Below are 19,209 nucleotides of genomic sequence, written 5' to 3'. Positions count from 1 at the left end.
GAAGTTCAGTTCTTGTGTTCATCTCGGCTCGTCAATGATAACAGTGAAGTAACTTCAGCCCTCTCAACTAGATCGATACGATCGACAAAAAATCAGGTCATCCTCGCCCAAAATACGACACAACCAATTGGATAGATTGCATCAATCAAGTCGCAGCTATTTAAATAGACTGATCATGCACGGGGCTAACTTTTATCAAAATGCAGCTTTGAGAAGCCACATTTCAGCCGAGCAGATTGAATTTTTTATTGCTGAGTTGGATCTTGTTATCGGCTATTTTCAGATCGATCATCTAGATTTTATGTTGAAGTGTATTGAAGACTGAGAGTCTCAGCACATCTGACTCTCAATCTTCAGCGCGGACTAAATTACAGTCCAATTTCTTCCAATGTTTTGCCTTTGGTCTCTTCACCCAAAATCAAAATTACCGCTGCAACCGCAAGCAATACCGCGGTAAACATCATAAAGATCGCACTAAATCCATTGCTCTGTACCATCATATGTGTCACCACCATCGGTGCAACAATACCGCCCATACGACCAATGGCCGATGCCCAGCCCGAACCAAAAGCCCGGATATTGGTTGGATATTGCTCTGGGGTATAGGTATACAACACCCCCCATGCGCCAAGGTTAAAGAATGACATCAGACAACCCCAGAACATGATCATGCTCACAGTGTCAGCTTGACCAAAGAAATACGCTGAGACTGCACACATGCCAATAAAACCTGCCAAGGTTGCTTTGCGTCCCAGCTTTTCGACCAGCCATGCTGCGGCCACATAACCCGGAAGCTGTGCCAAAATCATCACCAAGACATATTCAAAAGACTGAACAATGCTATACCCCTGCTTCACCAGCAAACTTGGTAACCATGTAAAAATGCCATAATACGAATAAACAATGCCAAACCAAATCAACCACAACATCAAGGTTCTACGTGCAAATGCCCCCGACCAGAGCTGGGTAAAAGACACATTCTTTTTTTCTGCCACTGGTTTAACGATGATATGTTCAACGACTTCCACACCGCATTGACGTTCAATCTGCTGCACTAAAGCATGCGCTTCCACAATGCGGCCACGGTTGATGAGATAAGGAATTGACTCAGGCACTTTGAACCAAATCACAATGGCATATAGTGCAGGAATCCCACCGATTAAGAAGGCCATATGCCAGTCAAATTTTGGAATCACAAAATACGCCACCAATGCAGCGCAAAGCCAACCTAGGCCCCAAAAACTTTCTAGCAGCACGATAAAACGCCCACGCACCTGCGCAGGAATGTATTCACTGACCAAGGTCACCGCTACTGGCAACTGTCCACCTAAGCCTAAACCCACAATAAAACGAAACACCAACAACCACGTTAAGTTCGGGGCAAAGGCACAGGCTGCCGTCGCTAAACTGTAAATCACTAGGGTCGCGGCAAAAACTGTTTTACGCCCAATACGATCGGCCAGACCACCTGAGCACACCGCACCAATCGCCATTCCGACAAAGCCAATGGAGACCACCCAACCCTTCTCGGTTGGGCTCATGTGCCAGTCTTCGGCCATTTTTGCCAAAATAAAAGAAATCAACCCCGTGTCCATAGCATCGAACATCCAGCCCAAGCCAATGACCCACAACAGGGTGTAGTGAAATTTACCGATCGGTAAGCGTTGTATGCGAGAAACTAAATCCATAGCTCGGCCTCTAAAGCGGGAAAAGATAGCGGGCTGCTTTCTCAATAGGCTTTATCATTATGTGCTTTTTATACAAACAAGGCGGTCAAATCGCCGTTATTTTAGCTCGCATCTTTCGAGGAAGCCGATTGCTCATCATCATCTTGATAAATGAATTTCGGCATTTCTAAGCCGAAGTAAATCGCGATTAAACGTAAACTAAAGCCAAAGATCAAAGTCGAAATCACAGTCAGCTCAAGTGATAAACCGAGCTGAATGCAGCCCCAATAGAAAATCACCGCGACAAAAGAAATACTGGCATACAGCTCACGGCGAAACACCAAAGGGACATCGTTACACAAAATATCACGCAAGATACCGCCCGATACTCCTGTCAGAACTCCAGCAACCGCAGACACCACAAAGCCATGACCCATTTCTAAGGCAATTTGACAGCCGATGATGGTAAAACCGATCAGGCCCAGAGCATCGAGCACCAAGAAGATATTACGTAAATGGCGCATCCACTTGGCAATCAAAATCGTCATAAAAGCGGCAAAACAGGTCAGCATCAAATATTCAGGATGCTTGACCCAAGTCAGCGGATAATGTCCCAACAACACATCGCGGACAGAACCACCACCCAGTGCTGTGACACAGGCAATAATCACCACACCAAACCAATCCATACTACGCCGACCCGCCGACAGTGCACCTGTCATTGCCTCTGCTGTGATCGCTATAATATAAATAATAGTGAGTAACATCGCCTGGATTCCATATAGGCTAATTGATGCGCGCTATTCTAAGCCAAATTTGCTTAAAATTATAAAAATTGTGCACAACATTGTTTAAATTTTTTCCCTGAACCGCAGATGCACGCTTGTTTCATGGTGATTTTCATTTCAGTGGTTGGATCTAAAAAATACCACGCCTCGGCATGTTTCACAAAATGTGAAATTTCATGATGTATCTGTGGCGATGTGCCATCATGATAATGGGCCTTGAACTCGACCATGGCATGGTTTTTATCGAGTTTTTCATTGGCCTGCACGACGTCTAACTTCAACCATTGGTTGCTTCGACTCCACTCAGCAATTGCTGCAACATCTAGAGCCTGTTGCTGCCCCAACGCTGTGGTTTGTACAATGTAATCAATTTGCTGTTTGGCAAAAGCACTATAACGTGAGCGCATAAGTTGAGCAGCACTCTGCGCACGGCTTTGTCCCAAGTGCAAAGGCTGACAGCACTGCTTATATTCACCCTGTCCACACGGACACTCAACATTACTCATGATTTTTCCATAAAAAATAGCTCGACATTGCGAGCTATTTTAACCTGTTCAAACCAGATTACGGTTTGTTTTAAGATGATTCCTTGTGCAGATCTGACTTGGGAATCACATGCACTTTTTCAATTTTGTGCCCATCCATCGTCACCACTTCAAAAATACAACCATCTGCTTCAAGGCTAGAGCCATTCTCGGGTAAACGGCCTAAATGAAAGAGGATATAGCCTGACAAGGTTGAGTACTGATCAGACTCGTCAACCAAATCACGATCCAACAATAACGACACATGGCGAATATCGGTTGAGCCATCGAGCATCAAGCTACCATCTTCTAAACTTTCAGCCACATTGTCTTCGGCATCTTCATCAGGGAACTCTCCTGCAATCGCCTCTAATACGTCAATCGGCGTGGCAATCCCTTCAATCGAGCCGTATTCATTCAAGACCAAAGCCATTTGTAACGGTGCTTGACGCAGTTGTTCCATTACCATCAGGACTTGTGCATTTTCATGCACAATCACAGGCTCACGTAAATGTTTATCAAAATCGAGTACACCGGTTTCAATATATTCATTCAAAACTTTATGGGTCAGCACCACACCTGCGATGTTGTCTAACTCGCCCCGTGCCACGATTAAACGTGAATGCGTAATACTGAGTAGTTGTGATTTGATTGAGGCTTCTTCATCCTCTAAATCAATCCACTCCAACTCTGGACGTGGGGTCATCACGGACTTCACTGGGCGTTCAGACAAACCCAGCACCCCTTGTACCAAGACACTATGATAGACCCCATTTTCAGGATCAAACACTTCATCCGCATAGGCGCGAGTTGCCAGTACATCTTCAGGCTCAGAGGCATGATCACTACTTTTACCGCCCAACATTCGCAGCACTGCAGATGCAGTTTTATAGCGAAGGTCTGTAGTGGTGACCATTTTTTCTTGATTACGGCGCATGGTTTGGTTGATGAATTCAACAATCACCGAGAAACCAATCGCGGCATATAAGTAGCCTTTTGGAATATGGAAACCAAAGCCTTCTACAATCAAAGAGAAACCGATCATCATCAAGAAACCGAGACACAAAATCACCACGGTTGGATGTTTGTTGACGAATTCCATCAAGGCTTTCGATGCCCACAGCATAATGCCCACGGCGATAATCACCGCAATCATCATCACAGACAGGTGTTTAACCATACCGACTGCGGTAATCACCGAGTCTAAGGAAAACACAGCATCCAAAACCACAATCTGAACGATCACCATCCAAAACACAGCATTGGCTGGACTTTCTTCTTTCTGAACCACTTTGGCGTCAATACGTTCATGCAGTTCCATGGTGCCTTTAAACAGTAAGAACACCCCACCAAACAGAAGAATCAAATCTCGTCCTGAGAAAGGATGATCGAAGATATGGAACAGCGGCTCGGTCAGTGTCACCACCCAAGCAATTGAGGCCAACAGCACCAAACGCATTAAGAGCGCAAGGATCAAACCAACAACACGGGCCGTATTACGTTGTTCTGGTGGAAGTTTCTCCGCCAAAATCGCAATAAAAACCAAGTTATCAATCCCCAGCACAATTTCCAGCACCACTAAGGTGAGTAACCCCACCCACGCAGAAGGATCAGACATCCATTCAAATATCATGTGATCTGCTCCTGTCGAGGGGAAATATATAGTGCATAACGCAACTTAAGCGGATGAAAAGGAAGATTCAGCACCAATGGCTGTATTTTTTTTTCGGAAAACTGAAGATGTCTTGAGCGACAACTACCACTACCCATGTTCGTTCTTGTGTTGTAAAACAGGAAATAAGTATAGGCAAGATCTACATGAAATTCATCTTTTTTTCAAAAGCGCACTGTTTTAAAAGATTTAACAAATTATTACCCGATTGTTAGATTAAATACAGCTTGCCGTCACATTTCTTGCTTAAACTAAGAGAGAAAAAGTAGATAAAGCAAAAGGTAAAAACATACGCCATGAATAGTGAATTAAAAATATCCTCTCTCAACACTGAAGTAAATGTTCAAACCACTCAACCTCTGATCGCACTTTACTGCGGTTCTCGTTCAGGCAATAAACCGATTTATCAAGAAAAAGCGATTGCACTGGCACAAGGTTTAGCTAAACAGGGTTTTGGTCTGGTTTATGGGGGGGCCAGCATTGGCCTCATGGGACAAGTGGCCGATGCCATGATTAGCCACGGCGGTGAAGCAGTCGGCGTCATTCCAGAATTTATGCTGGATTATGAAATTGCGCATCACCAACTGACCGAATTACATATTGTACAAACCATGCATGAGCGCAAAGCCTTAATGGCCGAACGCGCAAGCGCCTTTGTCGCACTACCCGGCGGTTTAGGCACTTTTGAAGAAATTTTAGAAGTAGCAACCTGGGGGCAACTGAACCAACACCAAAAGCCGATGATGATTTATAACGTCAATGGTTTCTATGACGCACTGATTACACAGTTGGATCATGCAGTAGAAGAAGGTTTTCTACCGCCACAGCACCGCGCAAAAGTAATTGTATGCAACCATGCTGAACAGATTTATTCAGCTATTGCCAACCTCGGCAGCCCAGCGCACTTTGCCATTTAAATCCTGTTCTTAATGCCATAAAAAAAGCGAGCCTAGAGCTCGCTTTTTTAACATGTGCGGTTATTGCCCATAATGGGTGACAAAGTTATAGAACCACGGCAGTGTGGTCGCCAAAATCACCGACATAGCTAAACCAAACATCAATTTCATCGCATCTTTACTGACGTTACGTGAAGTGCGGTGTTTGTTCACTTCATCAAAAATCATCGACATTGCAAACTCACGACCTGCAAGTAAACCTAAGAATACCCATGTGGTACTCATTGGAATATTGCTCCACTCTTTGAAGACCAACAAAATCAGGGCATACATAAAGTCAATAATGGTTGCTGCACGAATATCAGTAACACCTGTTTTGGTATCGACAATCTTCTGAATCGCACCACCGCGTTGGTACAAAATCACCGCCAACAACACCACAAAGACCGTGATGGCAAACAGTAAAAATGAAAACGGCACTTGACGGGGTACATAGACGAAAATATTGGCCAAATCTTGAATCAGCCACTGACTCCACAGAAAAGCCGTAGAGACCCACTGTAGCCCGATCCAAATATGCGACGGTTCTTGATTACGGGTTTTCGCAAAATACTTTGCGACTTGGCGCATCACAAAACGATAGACAATAATCGCAACCACAAAGGCCACCGCATAGCCCATCATCGATTTCACCATCATTGAGCCTAAACTTGCAGGCGAGAAAATGGTTAAAACCAAGAAAGTGGTACTGACGGGAATTCCGTATTTGGTTAAAAATAACAGTAAAATCGGTGGCACAATATAGAGCCACGTGACCCCACCCTCAGGAAAAGGGATCGTTTCTAAACGACCATATGATGCATCCCCCACACCGGATGCATACCAACCATAAATCAACACCACCACCAAAATGGTGCTGATAAAGAGCCAAAGCACCCACCACGGACGATGTGCATTGGATGAAATAAACGTACCTAATGTCTGTGGCACATCATTTCCGACGATAGAATAAGCGGCTAAACAGAAGCCTATCACCATCAAAATTTCGATTGTCATAAAACCAACCTTTTGAATAATTTATTCCAAGACAGTGCCTTTGGACGTTTGCCAAAGATTATGACGGTTTTATTTCATTTTCATGACATCCTTGTCATATATTTTTTGTAGCGCCATAAAAAAGAGCACCGTAGTGCTCTTTTTTCAAATTCAAAACTCAGTTTTTTAATTGAGTTTGACTTCATAAACCGCTGTACTACCACTGACTTCATTTCCCACCACCAACAGCGGGCGACCATTGGGTGAATTCTTCGCCGCGATGAAAATCAAACCTTCTGGGCCTAAGTCCCCTTGCTTCGTGACTTCTGTTTCCGTGGTGTTGCGATGGTTCAGATACTGAACAAATTTAGCCTGATTCGGGTTGCTAATGTCATACACCATGATACCACTGGCACGCTCAAGTCCAATAAAGGCAAAGGTCTTTGCACCAATTTTACCCAAAGTCACGCCTTCAGGTTCAGGGCCTTTATTGTCACTACGGTCATCAAATTTAAATGCTTCATGATTGCTATTAAATTGATTTGGAAACAACTCCGCAATTTTTCGCTCAAACTCACTCCCCGAGTCCCACACAATCTGCTTGGTTTCAGGGTCGACAATACTCACCGAACGGCCACCATAGGCGTATAATTTGTCATAAGTCAGACGACCATTTTCATCTAACTTCGGTAGACCTGTTAGTGGATCTTTTTGATAACCTTGCGTCCAACTAATGGTCAAACGTCCAATTTGTGAATCTTTAATTAAATTATCCGCGCAGACTTCTGTTGCGTCAGCCGTTTGACAAGATTTAAACACCTCTGGGTTTAATTTCGCCCCTTTTACGCCCGGTGCAAGCTGACGTAAATGCGCTGCATAATCACCTTTAGCGTCAAAACCTGCTTTTTTAAACAAATGTTTGATGCGTATCTCTTCAGCATAACCAGCATTTAAGTCCCCGCCTTCAAAGTATTTGGCTTCATCCCTTAACCATTCACGGGCATCCCCTTCATTGGCCGTGACCAAATAGGTTTTACCGCTGGCTTGATATTGTGCAATGGCATCGGGCATATACATGCCATATAACCCCAGCCAAGAGCGGATATTAATCATGCCTGCATCTTTTGCACATTCTGTAATACTACGCCCCAAAGAGTCTTGACCAATAGCACAGTCACGGTCACTTCCATCCAAGGCATTTTCAGGCAAGCTATGGTCCTTGTAGCCCATCGGGAAAAGATCAACAAATTGATTTTTTTCTAAGTCTAAAACCCCAATGGCATTGTTTTCCTGCAAACTGACCCATGCTTTTTTACCATCAGCACTAACTGCGATGTACTCAGGCTCTAGGTCTTGTGCAACTGTGGTCGTTTGAATACCTGCGGTCGCTACATGTGGGTATTGACTGATGTCTGGGCCAAAAATTCGAACGCCTGCATCTAATAAGTCTTGTTTACGGTCATTCCATGCTTGGAAGCCCGCAATAGTTGCTGTTGGTTTTTGAATATCTGAAATATCAATAATGCTGACGGAACCTTCGGGATCGACTTGATACCCTTCATTCGGTTCCGCTTCATTCGCTACCAGTACTTTTCGACCATCAGACGTGAAGGTCAACATATCTGGCAAAGCCCCCACGTTGACTTGACTGATAAAAGAGAGATCCTGTGCTTTAAAAAAAGCCACAATACCGGTTTGGGTTTTATCCTCAGCCTGAACCGCCAGTGCCACGATGCCATTATGCACCGCGACACTATTCACTTCGGAATTGGCTAAATAAGTTTTGGCATCCAAAGATTGGATATATGTCGGTTGCGCTGGTTGGGAGAAATCTAAAACATCGACCATGCCCTTTTGTGCATTCACCACGAACAGACGCTTACTCGCAGCATCATAGGCGGGGATTTCAGCTGCACTCTGTCCAAATATCCCCGACTCATAACTTGCAAGATGAACCAGTTCAATACTATTCGGCGTGGCTTCCTCTACCACTGGTGGTGTGATGGTTTGCGCATCATCACTGTCATTACACCCCGCTAAGCCCAACCCCATGCATGCTAAAAAGACAACACTATATGTTTTATTCATCATGATCTAAATATCGGTTCAAATTTGACCAATGTATGACGTACGCGTTGCAAACACATGACGTAGAGATGTCAATTTGATGGCATGTGATAAATGCACATTCGCAACAACAGTCCAACTTAAATTAAGCTAAACTGTTTAAAAATTTCACTTTGTTGTATCTATGAACCAAACGCCGACCCATCAAGCACTCGCTCCTGAGTACCGTCTTTTGGTACTTCTGGTTTCGATTGGCTTTTTTATGCAAGGCTTAGATACCACCATTGTGAATACCGCTCTACCGGCTATGGCAGCCAGTCTGAATGAAGACCCGCTGCAAATGCATAGCGTGGTGGTGGCCTATGTGCTTGCCGTTGCTGCCTGTATTCCCTTGAGTGGCTGGCTCGCCGACCGTTTTGGAGTGCGCAATACCTATTTCAGTGCCATTATCATTTTTACCCTTGCCTCGCTGGGCTGTGGCTTTTCTGAAAGTTTAAATGAATTATTGTTCTATCGCGTGCTACAAGGCATCGGTGGTGCATTATTGCTCCCTGTTGGCCGTTTAGCCATGCTCAAAGTCATTCCGCGGACGCAGTTCTTATCGGCCATGAGTTTAATGAGTCTCGCGGGACTGATTGGCCCTCTGATTGGTCCAACACTCGGGGGCTGGTTGGTCGAAGTCAGTACATGGCATTGGATTTTCCTGATTAACCTCCCCATGGGGCTGTTAGGTGTCCTGATTAGCTTTAAAGCCATGCCGAATGTCACCGAGCAGAATGTACCGCGTTTTGACTTTTGGGGTTTTATCCTGTTGGTGATCACCATGGCAGGGCTATCTCTAGGGATTGAAAATTTTGCCAGTCCGCACCTGACTTTATGGTGGAGTATGGGGCTAATTGTACTGAGCTTGGTAACTTCGCTTTGGTATGCCTATCATGCACATACCCATCAAAATGCGCTATTTCGCAGTAAACTGTTTCGTAACCGCATTTATGCCGTGGGTATTTTAGGTAACTTCTTTGCTCGCCTCGGTGGCAATGCCATGCCTTTTTTGATGCCACTCATGTTACAAGTGGCTTTCGGTTTTGAACCCTTTGTGACGGGGCTTTTGATGATTCCGACAGTGTTGGGTTCACTGGCATCTAAACCCATCATTCGTCACTTGATTCAGCGCTTTGGTTATCGCCATGTGCTTTTGGTTAACACCTTGTTGGTCGGCGCATGTATCGCAAGTTTTGCCCTCAATACCGCAGACACCCCAACCTGGCTGCGCGCACTGCATTTCTTTGTTTTTGGCATGCTAAACTCCCTGCAATTTGTGTCTATGAATACCCTCACGCTGAAAGATTTACCGCAACAAGATGCCAGCAGTGGCAACAGTTTCTTGTCGATGATCATGATGGTGTCGATGAGTATTGGTGTGGCTCTAGCAGGTACTTTGGTCAATGTCTTTACGGCATATTTGGGCACAGATCACATCGTCATGGCATTCCATAACACCTTAATTGTATTGGGCTGTATTAACCTGATTACCGCAGCTATTTTCTGGCACATCCCCAAAGATACCGTGGATGAATAACAGATACAAAGTGCTGCCATTTACTGAACATAATCATCATGGTCAGTTCCGCAAATTCGAGCTATGATGATGAGCTAAAAACCAATACCTGCAAAAGCATGTCTGCAAGAAAAAAAGTTTCCACGCCGTCAAAAACCTCATACCCCTATTACATACTTGCCTGTGTAGTGATGCTATGTGTCGGACTGGGGATCACCTATTTTTTCTTGCAGAACAATGTCGCATCTGCCCAAGAGTATCCGGTAAAAGGCTTTGATGTGTCTCATCATCAGGGCGACATCCAATGGCAATCCATTTCTCCCCAAGAGTTTAAATTCGTCTATTTAAAAGCCACTGAAGGGGGCGATTTCAAAGACCGTAAATTTCAGGACAATTGGCTCAAAGCTCGTGAACAAGGCTTTTTGGTCGGGGCTTATCATTTTTATCGTTTATGCCGTGATGGCCAGATTCAGGCGCAGAACTTTATCGAAACTGTGCCGAAGAAAACCGATAGCTTGCCGCCTGTGATTGATTTGGAATATGACAGTAACTGTATCAACACCTATACCAGAGAACAGCTGCTCAAAGAAATTCAGGTCATGCACGACCAACTCTATCAACACTATGGCCTGCAACCCATTTTTTATACCTCTAAAGCATTTTATAATATTGTTTTGGTCAATGAATTTAAACAAACTCCCCTTTGGATTCGCGAATATCAAGGCCAGCCTGAGCTCAAGGGCAATCCGAAATGGACCTTTTGGCAACACACTAGCCAAGGTCAAATTAAAGGCATACCAACCTTGGTGGATCTCAATGTATTTCAGGGTTCAGAACAAGATTGGATCAGCTTTTTAGAGCGCCAAGGACTTTATCAACTGCCACAAAACTTACCGATCAAGTAGAGCAGTTTCAAGCTCATCTTTGAAGTTCAAATACAAAAACACCAAGTCAAACTATGTCGCTTATGCCGCATACAGGACTACGCAATCGATCTGAATAGTGCAATACTGACTTAGGTTTCAATATTAAAATTCAGCATGCGAAAAATCATTCACATCGACATGGATGCCTTCTATGCCTCGGTGGAGTTACTTGATCGTCCCGACTTAAAACATTTACCTGTGGTGATTTCTTCACACCATCCTCGTGCCGTCATTGCTGCCGCATCCTACCCTGCACGTAGCTACGGACTCCGCTCGGCCATGTCGATGACTCAAGCCAAAAAACGCTGTCCTCAAGTGGTAGTGATTGAACCTAATTTCTCTAAATATCGTGCGGTCTCAGAGCAAATTCATACAATTTTTCAGCGTTATACCACACTCATTGAACCGCTTTCCTTAGATGAAGCTTATTTAGATGTAACGGAAAATTTACAACAACTGGCCAGTGCCACAGAAGTCGCTGAACGCATCCGCGCTGATATTTTTCAGAGCACAGGACTGACCGCCTCTGCGGGTGTAGCACCGAATAAGTTTCTAGCCAAAGTTGCTTCGGACTGGAATAAACCCAATGGTATCTGCGTGATTAAACCTTCACAAGTTCAGCAGTTTATTCAGCACTTGCCGCTTAAAAAAATCCCCGGAGTGGGTAAAGTCATGCAAGAAAAATTATATGCGCTCAAACTTGAAACTTTAGGTGATTTACAGCATGTGGATGAAAATATCCTGATTCATCATTTTGGCAAATATGGCAAACAGCTCTATCTCTATGCACAAGGGATTGATGAGCGTCCTGTACAAGCGGAACGAGAACGTCAGCAAATTTCAAAAGAAACCACTTTTGATGATGACTTAACCCTTGAACAGTGTCTCCCATTTTGGCCCAAGTTGATTGCACAAGTCTGGCAAAGTTTAGAGAAAAAGCATCTGTATGCCCGCGGTGTCACCGTCAAACTGAAACTGAAAAACTTTCAAACCCTACAGCACAGTAAAAGCTTCAAAATGCCATTAAAGCATCAAACTGAACTGCAAATGACCTTAGATATCTTACTCAAAGAAATGCAAATCACACAGGATCAACAATTTCGTCTTATCGGTGTTGGGGTCTATGCACTTTCGACTCAAGAGCCTTTACCCCAGCTCTCTTTATGGTCGGACTAATTGCTCAATCAGTCATTTTTTAACCAAAAGAACAAAAATAATGCAATTTAGCATTCACAAACTGTGTTTTTAGAGTAATCTAATGACGCGCTGCATTTATCCATGTAACCGCTGAGATGCTAAAACTTACCTTTACTTTTAGCATACGTCCTGTGATTGGCGTGACGATCAAATCCGAAGATTACAGGACATCTCTGATATTTATCATGGTATTCCCCATATTACAGAGCAGCGCTCTAACATCAGAATAATCCAATATTTAAAAATATACTGTTATAAAGTCCGCATAAGATTGACCTATTAATCGCGTTCCTTCATCTTTTGTAACTCCCACGTCGAGATATTGAATCCATCGTCTGTTCACATGCGCTTATAACAATAGATAGGATCCTTCACGCTGTAAAATTCTGCACCTGATTGAAAGCCAACATCATAGCCATCTGTCATACATGAGTTTGTGGTAGGCTATTGAACTACATTTTTATGTTCTATTTTTATACTCATAATACAGGATGCATACATCATGACGGTTCAACGTTTGCATGTCTCAAATCGTTTTTCTGAAGTTGCGATTGCTGGCAACCTCGTTCATTTGGCAGGTCAATTGGCGTCTGACTTTGATCTCGATATTAAAGGTCAAACCCAACAAACATTCGACATGATTGACCAATTTTTAGCTGATGCAGGCACAGATAAAAGCCATATCTTATCGGTAACGATTTATTTGAAGAATATTGAAGAAGACTATGCAGCTTTCAATGAAGTATGGGATGCTTGGGTTGCAGACATTGATGCCTTACCCCGTACCTGTGTTGAAGCTAAACTTTATGATCCACGAGTATTGGTAGAGTTAACCGTTGTTGCAGTGAAACCTGCATAAAAAATACACTCATCATAAAAACATGAGTTTTCATGTTTTTATGATGCGCGCTGAGATTCAATTAGCCGATCAGACGTAATTTTCGAGTTTGTGCTGCATTATAGTAATCATATTTTTTGGCTACACGCGTATCTTTAGTCAAACGCGACGAAGCATAGAGATCGCCATAAAAATCTTCACGTAACTGATGATAGTCAGGCACTTCTTCATAACGAATCACTTTATAGCCAGCCATATCGAGGATCGCATCCTGAAACTGTGCCTTTTGTGGACGTTTCAGTGAAAGCGGATCTTCTAAAGCAACCACTGCCAAAACTTGTTGTGCACTATCCACAATGACAAAATCAGCCACCAAATTGCGGTATTTATTTCGTGTACGCGAAAATTTTGTAGTGAGTAAGGCATCATAAGATACATGTGCCAGCACAGTATGATGCGGTAAAATTTCTTTCAAACGAGTATAAGTCAGTTGTTCATGCATACTAAAAATAGCACGTTGTCTTAATGCACTATCTTGCTGCTTGGTCTTAGGGATCAACGCTTTACTCGCTAAAATCATGACCAGTATCAACAACACGCTACCAATTACCATATAAGTTGTCATATTTGTATCCTTTTCATCTTTATTATAATTTTCGGTATCACACCGATTTTTATCCGATCAGTATAACCTACTGACCATTTACCCAAACCACGCAATAAAAAAACTAAAGCTAAAATCAAACAAACGCTGATAAAACTAAACAATTTTTTGCAATGTCATTCGTTGTAACACGTTTTGTTTTAATCCGAATGAAATTTTGGCTCTTTAGCCTATCTACACTGTAATAGAGTGATTCATTCACGTGCAATATGATTCTTCGGATTGACCCAATTTTCCCGACGGATGACAGAAAAGCCAATCTCTGAGCTATTTTTCAATCACAATAAAAAGATCGATCCTAAAAAAGGATGCCGCAGCATCCTTTTTTATATTCAATTGCGATTAAGCACGCGACTTAGACTTCGGTTTTGATTTTGAATGTCCAAATGGCTTCTTCGCATCACCTGTTTCACGCGGTGGTAAACCTGTATGTTGCGTTAAAATCTGACCACGCTCAGGACGCTTTTTGGTATTCGATGGACGCGATTGATTTTTCGCTTGTTGGTTACGGCTATCACCGTTACGTTTTTGCGAATCGCCATCCACGGTTGAGTTTTTCTTCCGAGCAGACTGATACTGACCTTCTGTCCCTTGCGGTTGATAGGTTGGAATCAAATGCTGTTTCGAGTTACCAATCAAGTCTTGGCGGCCCATCTCTTTTAAAGCATCGCGGAGCAAAGGCCAGTTGTTTGGATCATGATAACGTAAGAAAGCTTTATGCAGACGACGACGCTTCTCACCTTTCACAATATCCACATCTTCAGTATATCGCGCCACTTTGGCTAATGGGTTTTTACCCGTGTGATACATGGTGGTCGCTGTGGCCATTGGCGATGGATAGAAAGTCTGTACCTGATCGGCACGGAAACCATTTTTCTTCAGCCAAATCGCCAAATTCATCATGTCATATTCGGTCGTACCTGGATGTGCTGCAATAAAGTACGGGATAAGATACTGTTCTTTACCTGCTTCCTTACTGAAACGATCAAACATTTGCTTGAAACGATCATAAGTCCCGATGCCCGGTTTCATCATCTTAGACAATGGACCTTTTTCGGTATGTTCAGGCGCAATTTTTAAATAACCACCGACATGATGCTGTACCAATTCTTTGACATATTCAGGGTTTAACACCGCTAAGTCATAGCGTAAACCTGAGCCAATTAGGATCTTTTTGATGCCTTTAATAGCGCGTGCTTTACGATATAACTGCGTTAACGGAGCATGATCGGTATGCAAGTTTTGACATACGCCCGGATACACACACGATGGTTTACGACAGTTCTTTTCAATTTCAGGGTCTTTACAGTGCAAACGGTACATATTTGCAGTTGGGCCGCCTAAGTCAGAAATAATGCCGGTAAAACCCGGTGCAGTATCACGAATCTTTTCAACTTCACGTAAAATTGATTCTTCTGAACGGTTTTGAATGATGCGTCCTTCATGTTCTGTAATCGAACAGAAGGTACAACCGCCAAAACAGCCACGCATGATGTTGACCGAAAATTTGATCATGTCAAATGCAGGGAAACGCGCATCAGCATAGACAGGATGCGGTAGACGTGCATAAGGTAAATCAAATACATAGTCCATTTCTTCCGTCGTTAACGGAATCGGTGGAGCATTTAACCAGACATCACGCTCGCCATGCTTTTGTACCAAAGCACGTGCATTTCCTGGATTGGTTTCAAGGTGCAAAATACGGTTGGCATGTGCATATAAAACGGGATCATCTGCCACTGCTTCAAATGCAGGCAAACGAATCACAGCCAGTTCACGCGGCGGTAATTTATGTTTAATTGCCTTTGAAGATGGCTGTAATTGCACAATTTGTGTATCAGGATCGAGTTTATCCCCTTCACGAACAATTTGATTCGTCACAATTTCTTTTTGGAAATTTTGGTATTGGGTTAAAGAATTACCCTTATCTTTTTCAATTTCACAGCCATCTAAATCTTCAGTCATCACATAAGGATTGATGATCGGATCAACACGGCCAATGGCATCCACATCATTCGATGCGATTTCCACAAACTTGGCTTTAGATGGACGGTTTAATTTATTCACGATAAATGCCGTGCCACGAACATCTGTAATTTCGTGAATTTTTTCGCCTTTGGCTAAGCGATGCATCACTTCAGTAATTGAACGCTCACCATTACCATACATCAAAAGATCGGCTTTTGAGTCCATCAACACTGAACGACGAACTTTATCTGACCAATAGTCATAATGTGCAATACGACGTAAAGACGCTTCAATTCCACCTAACAATACAGGTACATCTGGAAATGCTTCACGCACACGTTGGCAATACACTGTTGCTGCACGGTCTGGACGTTTATTGGGTAAATTATCTGGCGAATAGGCATCATCAGAACGGATTTTACGATCAGCCGTATAACGGTTGATCATCGAATCCATGTTCCCAGCAGTCACACCCCAAGCGATATTTGGCTTACCCAAAACTCGAAATGCTTCAACATTCGTCCAATCAGGTTGTGCAATAATCCCGACACGGAAACCTTGTGCTTCTAAAGTACGGCCAATAATGCCCGAACAAAATGATGGATGATCGATATACGCATCACCACAGACCAAAATAAAGTCACAACTATCCCAACCGAGTTGGTCCATTTCCTCGCGCGACATCGGCAAAAATGGCGCAGGTTCAAAACATGACGCCCAATATTTGTCGTAATCAAACAACGCTTTAGGCGCGGTCTGCATAGTATAAGCAGTAGACATGGCTAGCAATTCTCGGCTGGCAGATGAAAGATCTCAAATAAAGATCAAAGATGAAAGCCGATCATTTTACCATGAATTACATTCAGCTTGCTTGGTTAAAAAAGCATCATTTACAGCACGTTATCATTTATTTTTTTATACAAAAATATTTTTGAGATATTTATTTAAAAAGAAACAATTCGACAGTGAAGACCCAAAAAGCTGGCCCTTCATTTCTTAAAGAATAAAGACTAAGGTCCAGTCACTTGGGACAGTAGAGACAATGCACCGAAACCCAACAGACTCAGCTGAATTATCCAGCAAAGAATGAAAAATTAACATCAGCTATAGCTATGCCAATCTCTCAGAATATCCCTCACTTTATGGCGCTTTTATTTAAGATCTCACCCATTTCCTTTTAAGATTCTAATATTTAGATTAATGAAAGATACTGCTAATAATAAACACCATCTTTCATCATGTAAAAACTCAAATCAGTTGAGTTCTTTCACACCAACTTTATTATTTTTGAGCGGTCGATAAGTCCATAATCAACTTTGTCGCTAAATATAAACGCGGCACAATACTTTCGACCAGAATATATTCAGCATTATTCGAATGTGCACCATCACCAGATAAGCCCATGCCTTCTAAAATCGCTGCTTTCGAATTTAAGCCAGCAAATGCGGCATCTGTACCACCACCTGTTGCTTCAGCTAAGACCTTCATTGGTAAGTTAAAATCATTTTTGTAAATAAGCTGTGCTTGTTCAGCCAATTTTTTTGCCTGTGGATTTGCCATTAAAGGTGGGCGACGCATTTCAAACTTTAACTTAACTTCACTATCAGCTAACTTTTTATGTTTAATCCTTTCCTGTAATACACGTTCCACTTGCTGAAAATCTTTAACTTGCAAAGCACGAACATCTGCTTGTGCAGTCGCAAGGTCTGGAATCACGTTACGCACTTTACCTGCACTCGCTACAGTCCAGTTTAATTTCAACCCTGTTTTAGGATTCGATAAATCTTGTAACTGTAAGATTTGATGTGATAATTCTGTTAGTGCATTTATGCCTGCTTCAGGCTTAACCCCTGCATGTGCAGATTTCCCGTGAACCTCTAAATATGCTGCACCAATCCCACTGGTAGCTAATCGTAAACTACCATCTTTACCACCACCTTCAAATGACAAAACTACATCTTGGTCTTGTGCAGTTTCAGTAATCAGTTTGCGTGAACCTGGCGAACTGATCTCCTCATCGGAGTTAAGTAAGACTGTGATCGTGCCATAATCTTGATAATTCAACTTTTTCAAAAGATCAAGCGTATGAATAATCGCAGCAACTCCCTGTTTATCATCTAAAATTCCAAGACCAAAAACTTTATCTCCTTCCATTTTAAAAGGTTGGTCTTTCAACATTCCAGTTAAATACACCGTATCCATATGAGCAATTAGCATAATTTTACTGCTGCCTTTACCCTTCAAAACAGCTTTTACCATTGGACCAGTCTGTTGGGGCGTATCATCCATACGATATATATCTTTAGCTTCTATAATACTGACCTCAGCACCTGTCGTTTTTAATTTTTAGGCGACATATTTATCGATCTTATTAACGCCGACAAGATCTTTACTCCCCGACTCAATATTGACTAAAGCCTCTAGAGTATTTAAATAATTCTTTTTTTCTGACTCAACCAGATGTTTGACCTGATCATTAGATACAGAATGTACTTGCCCAAAGGCTAAACAGCTCAACAACGCACATGAGATTAAAGGAAGTTTTTTCAGTTGATATTGAATTTTATTAGACATACTCATTATTCCATTTAAAGATATTGCTAACAAACTATGAACATTTGATCGACTATTCAATATTTTTAAAAATCTAAAAATAAAAATGTTAGATAGATTAAATGTCATGATCGATAAATAAGTAAATCAGTATGTAGAAACCTATCCTAAACCTCAATTAGACGATTGATTCGTTTATTATTTAATATTTTCAGCATAAAAAAAAATCCCCCTCAGCGATTAGCGGAGGGGGATTTTGAATTAATGAGCTGGCGATGACTTACTCTCACATGGATAACTCCACACTACCATCAGCGCTAAGAGGTTTCACTTCTGAGTTCGGGAAGGGATCAGGTGGTTCACTCTTGCTATTGTCGCCAGCACAACTGTTTATGACTATTCGTTGGGTCTTATTTACACATTGTGTATGCCTAACTTTCATCAAATGAGTTATTAACAGAACATCTGAGTTAATTTAATTTGCACATTGTACTTAGCTTTATAACTAAATCAAGTTGTTTGCAGTGATTTGAACCACAACACCAACTGTTTGGGTGTTGTATAGTCAAGCCTCACGAGCAATTAGTATTGGTCAGCTTCACATATCACTATGCTTCCACATCCAACCTATCAACGTCGTAGTCTTCAACGGCTCTTTAGAGGACATAAAGTCCTAGGGAAATCTTATCTTGAGGTAGGCTTCCCGCTTAGATGCTTTCAGCGGTTATCCCTTCCGAACATAGCTACCCGGCGATGCGACTGGCGTCACAACCGGTACACCAGAGGTTCGTCCACTCTGGTCCTCTCGTACTAGGAGCAGATCCTCTCAAATTTCCAACGCCCACGGTAGATAGGG

General features: G+C 42.6%; 13 protein-coding genes, 2 rRNA genes and 1 pseudogene. 5 read left to right on the top strand and 11 right to left on the bottom strand.

Translation table 11 applies throughout. The features are described 5' to 3' along the window. Positions 1-368: 368 nt before the first annotated feature. The 4 genes from niaP to WH214_RS12370 all read right to left on the bottom strand — a co-directional run bounded on the left by niaP (position 369) and on the right by WH214_RS12370 (position 4,612). Positions 369-1,688 (bottom strand): niacin transporter NiaP, encoded by a 1,320-nt coding sequence (gene niaP, locus WH214_RS12385; RefSeq protein WP_183174241.1) that lies wholly within the window; start codon positions 1,686-1,688, stop codon positions 369-371. A 101-nt stretch (positions 1,689-1,789) separates the two neighbouring features. Next, complete coding sequence (locus WH214_RS12380) at positions 1,790-2,434, bottom strand: trimeric intracellular cation channel family protein (RefSeq protein WP_004692884.1); 645 nt, start codon at positions 2,432-2,434, stop codon at positions 1,790-1,792. A 59-nt stretch (positions 2,435-2,493) separates the two neighbouring features. Further along, positions 2,494-2,961 carry a YchJ family protein gene (locus WH214_RS12375; RefSeq protein ID WP_339401357.1) on the bottom strand — a complete coding sequence of 156 codons (468 nt, stop codon included), beginning with the start codon at positions 2,959-2,961 and terminating at the stop codon, positions 2,494-2,496. Positions 2,962-3,031: 70 nt separating this feature from the next. Further along, positions 3,032-4,612: a TerC family protein gene (locus WH214_RS12370; RefSeq protein WP_004978531.1), complete on the bottom strand. Its 1,581-nt coding sequence runs from the start codon at positions 4,610-4,612 to the stop codon at positions 3,032-3,034. 335 nt (positions 4,613-4,947) lie between these two features. On the opposite strand from WH214_RS12370, the gene WH214_RS12365 reads away from it, so the two are divergent. Beyond that, complete coding sequence (locus WH214_RS12365; protein WP_078389576.1) at positions 4,948-5,568, top strand: LOG family protein; 621 nt, start codon at positions 4,948-4,950, stop codon at positions 5,566-5,568. A gap of 60 nt (positions 5,569-5,628) precedes the next feature. On the opposite strand, the gene WH214_RS12360 is transcribed toward WH214_RS12365, so the two are convergent. After that, on the bottom strand, positions 5,629-6,603 hold the full coding sequence (locus WH214_RS12360; protein WP_004692891.1) for a hypothetical protein: 975 nt from the start codon (positions 6,601-6,603) through the stop codon (positions 5,629-5,631). Between the two features lie 165 nt (positions 6,604-6,768). Continuing rightward, positions 6,769-8,673, bottom strand: coding sequence for a choice-of-anchor I family protein (locus tag WH214_RS12355; protein WP_339421857.1), 1,905 nt, complete (start codon positions 8,671-8,673; stop codon positions 6,769-6,771). Between the two features lie 160 nt (positions 8,674-8,833). On the opposite strand from WH214_RS12355, the gene mdtD reads away from it, so the two are divergent. The 4 genes from mdtD to WH214_RS12335 all read left to right on the top strand — a co-directional run bounded on the left by mdtD (position 8,834) and on the right by WH214_RS12335 (position 13,189). Next, a complete protein-coding gene (gene mdtD / locus WH214_RS12350; RefSeq protein ID WP_339421858.1) occupies positions 8,834-10,228 on the top strand; it encodes a multidrug transporter subunit MdtD in 1,395 nt (464 codons plus the stop codon). Between the two features lie 98 nt (positions 10,229-10,326). Further along, positions 10,327-11,112 carry a glycoside hydrolase family 25 protein gene (locus WH214_RS12345; RefSeq protein ID WP_445206367.1) on the top strand — a complete coding sequence of 262 codons (786 nt, stop codon included), beginning with the start codon at positions 10,327-10,329 and terminating at the stop codon, positions 11,110-11,112. Between the two features lie 135 nt (positions 11,113-11,247). Next, the gene (gene dinB / locus WH214_RS12340) at positions 11,248-12,309 is read left to right on the top strand and encodes a DNA polymerase IV (protein ID WP_339421859.1); all 1,062 of its coding nucleotides are present in this window, start codon (positions 11,248-11,250) and stop codon (positions 12,307-12,309) included. Between the two features lie 523 nt (positions 12,310-12,832). Continuing rightward, positions 12,833-13,189: a RidA family protein gene (locus WH214_RS12335; protein ID WP_279740521.1), complete on the top strand. Its 357-nt coding sequence runs from the start codon at positions 12,833-12,835 to the stop codon at positions 13,187-13,189. Between the two features lie 61 nt (positions 13,190-13,250). On the opposite strand, the gene WH214_RS12330 is transcribed toward WH214_RS12335, so the two are convergent. From WH214_RS12330 to WH214_RS12310, 5 genes and pseudogenes are all read right to left on the bottom strand, one after another. Further along, positions 13,251-13,793 carry a DUF2726 domain-containing protein gene (locus WH214_RS12330; RefSeq protein WP_010325668.1) on the bottom strand — a complete coding sequence of 181 codons (543 nt, stop codon included), beginning with the start codon at positions 13,791-13,793 and terminating at the stop codon, positions 13,251-13,253. Between the two features lie 381 nt (positions 13,794-14,174). Next, complete coding sequence (locus tag WH214_RS12325) at positions 14,175-16,580, bottom strand: YgiQ family radical SAM protein (protein WP_114836653.1); 2,406 nt, start codon at positions 16,578-16,580, stop codon at positions 14,175-14,177. A gap of 501 nt (positions 16,581-17,081) precedes the next feature. Beyond that, a pseudogene (locus WH214_RS12320) lies at positions 17,082-18,374 on the bottom strand (M20/M25/M40 family metallo-hydrolase). Positions 18,375-18,620: 246 nt separating this feature from the next. Beyond that, a 5S ribosomal RNA gene (rrf, locus tag WH214_RS12315) occupies positions 18,621-18,735 on the bottom strand. Between the two features lie 179 nt (positions 18,736-18,914). Beyond that, positions 18,915-19,209: ribosomal RNA gene (locus WH214_RS12310) — 23S ribosomal RNA — on the bottom strand; the annotation flags it as partial.

Source organism: Acinetobacter sp. MYb191 (assembly GCF_037572605.1).
GTDB lineage: Bacteria > Pseudomonadota > Gammaproteobacteria > Pseudomonadales > Moraxellaceae > Acinetobacter > Acinetobacter johnsonii.
The sequence above is the reverse complement of the archived record's forward strand: the minus strand, read 5'-3'. Positions and strand labels throughout refer to the sequence as shown.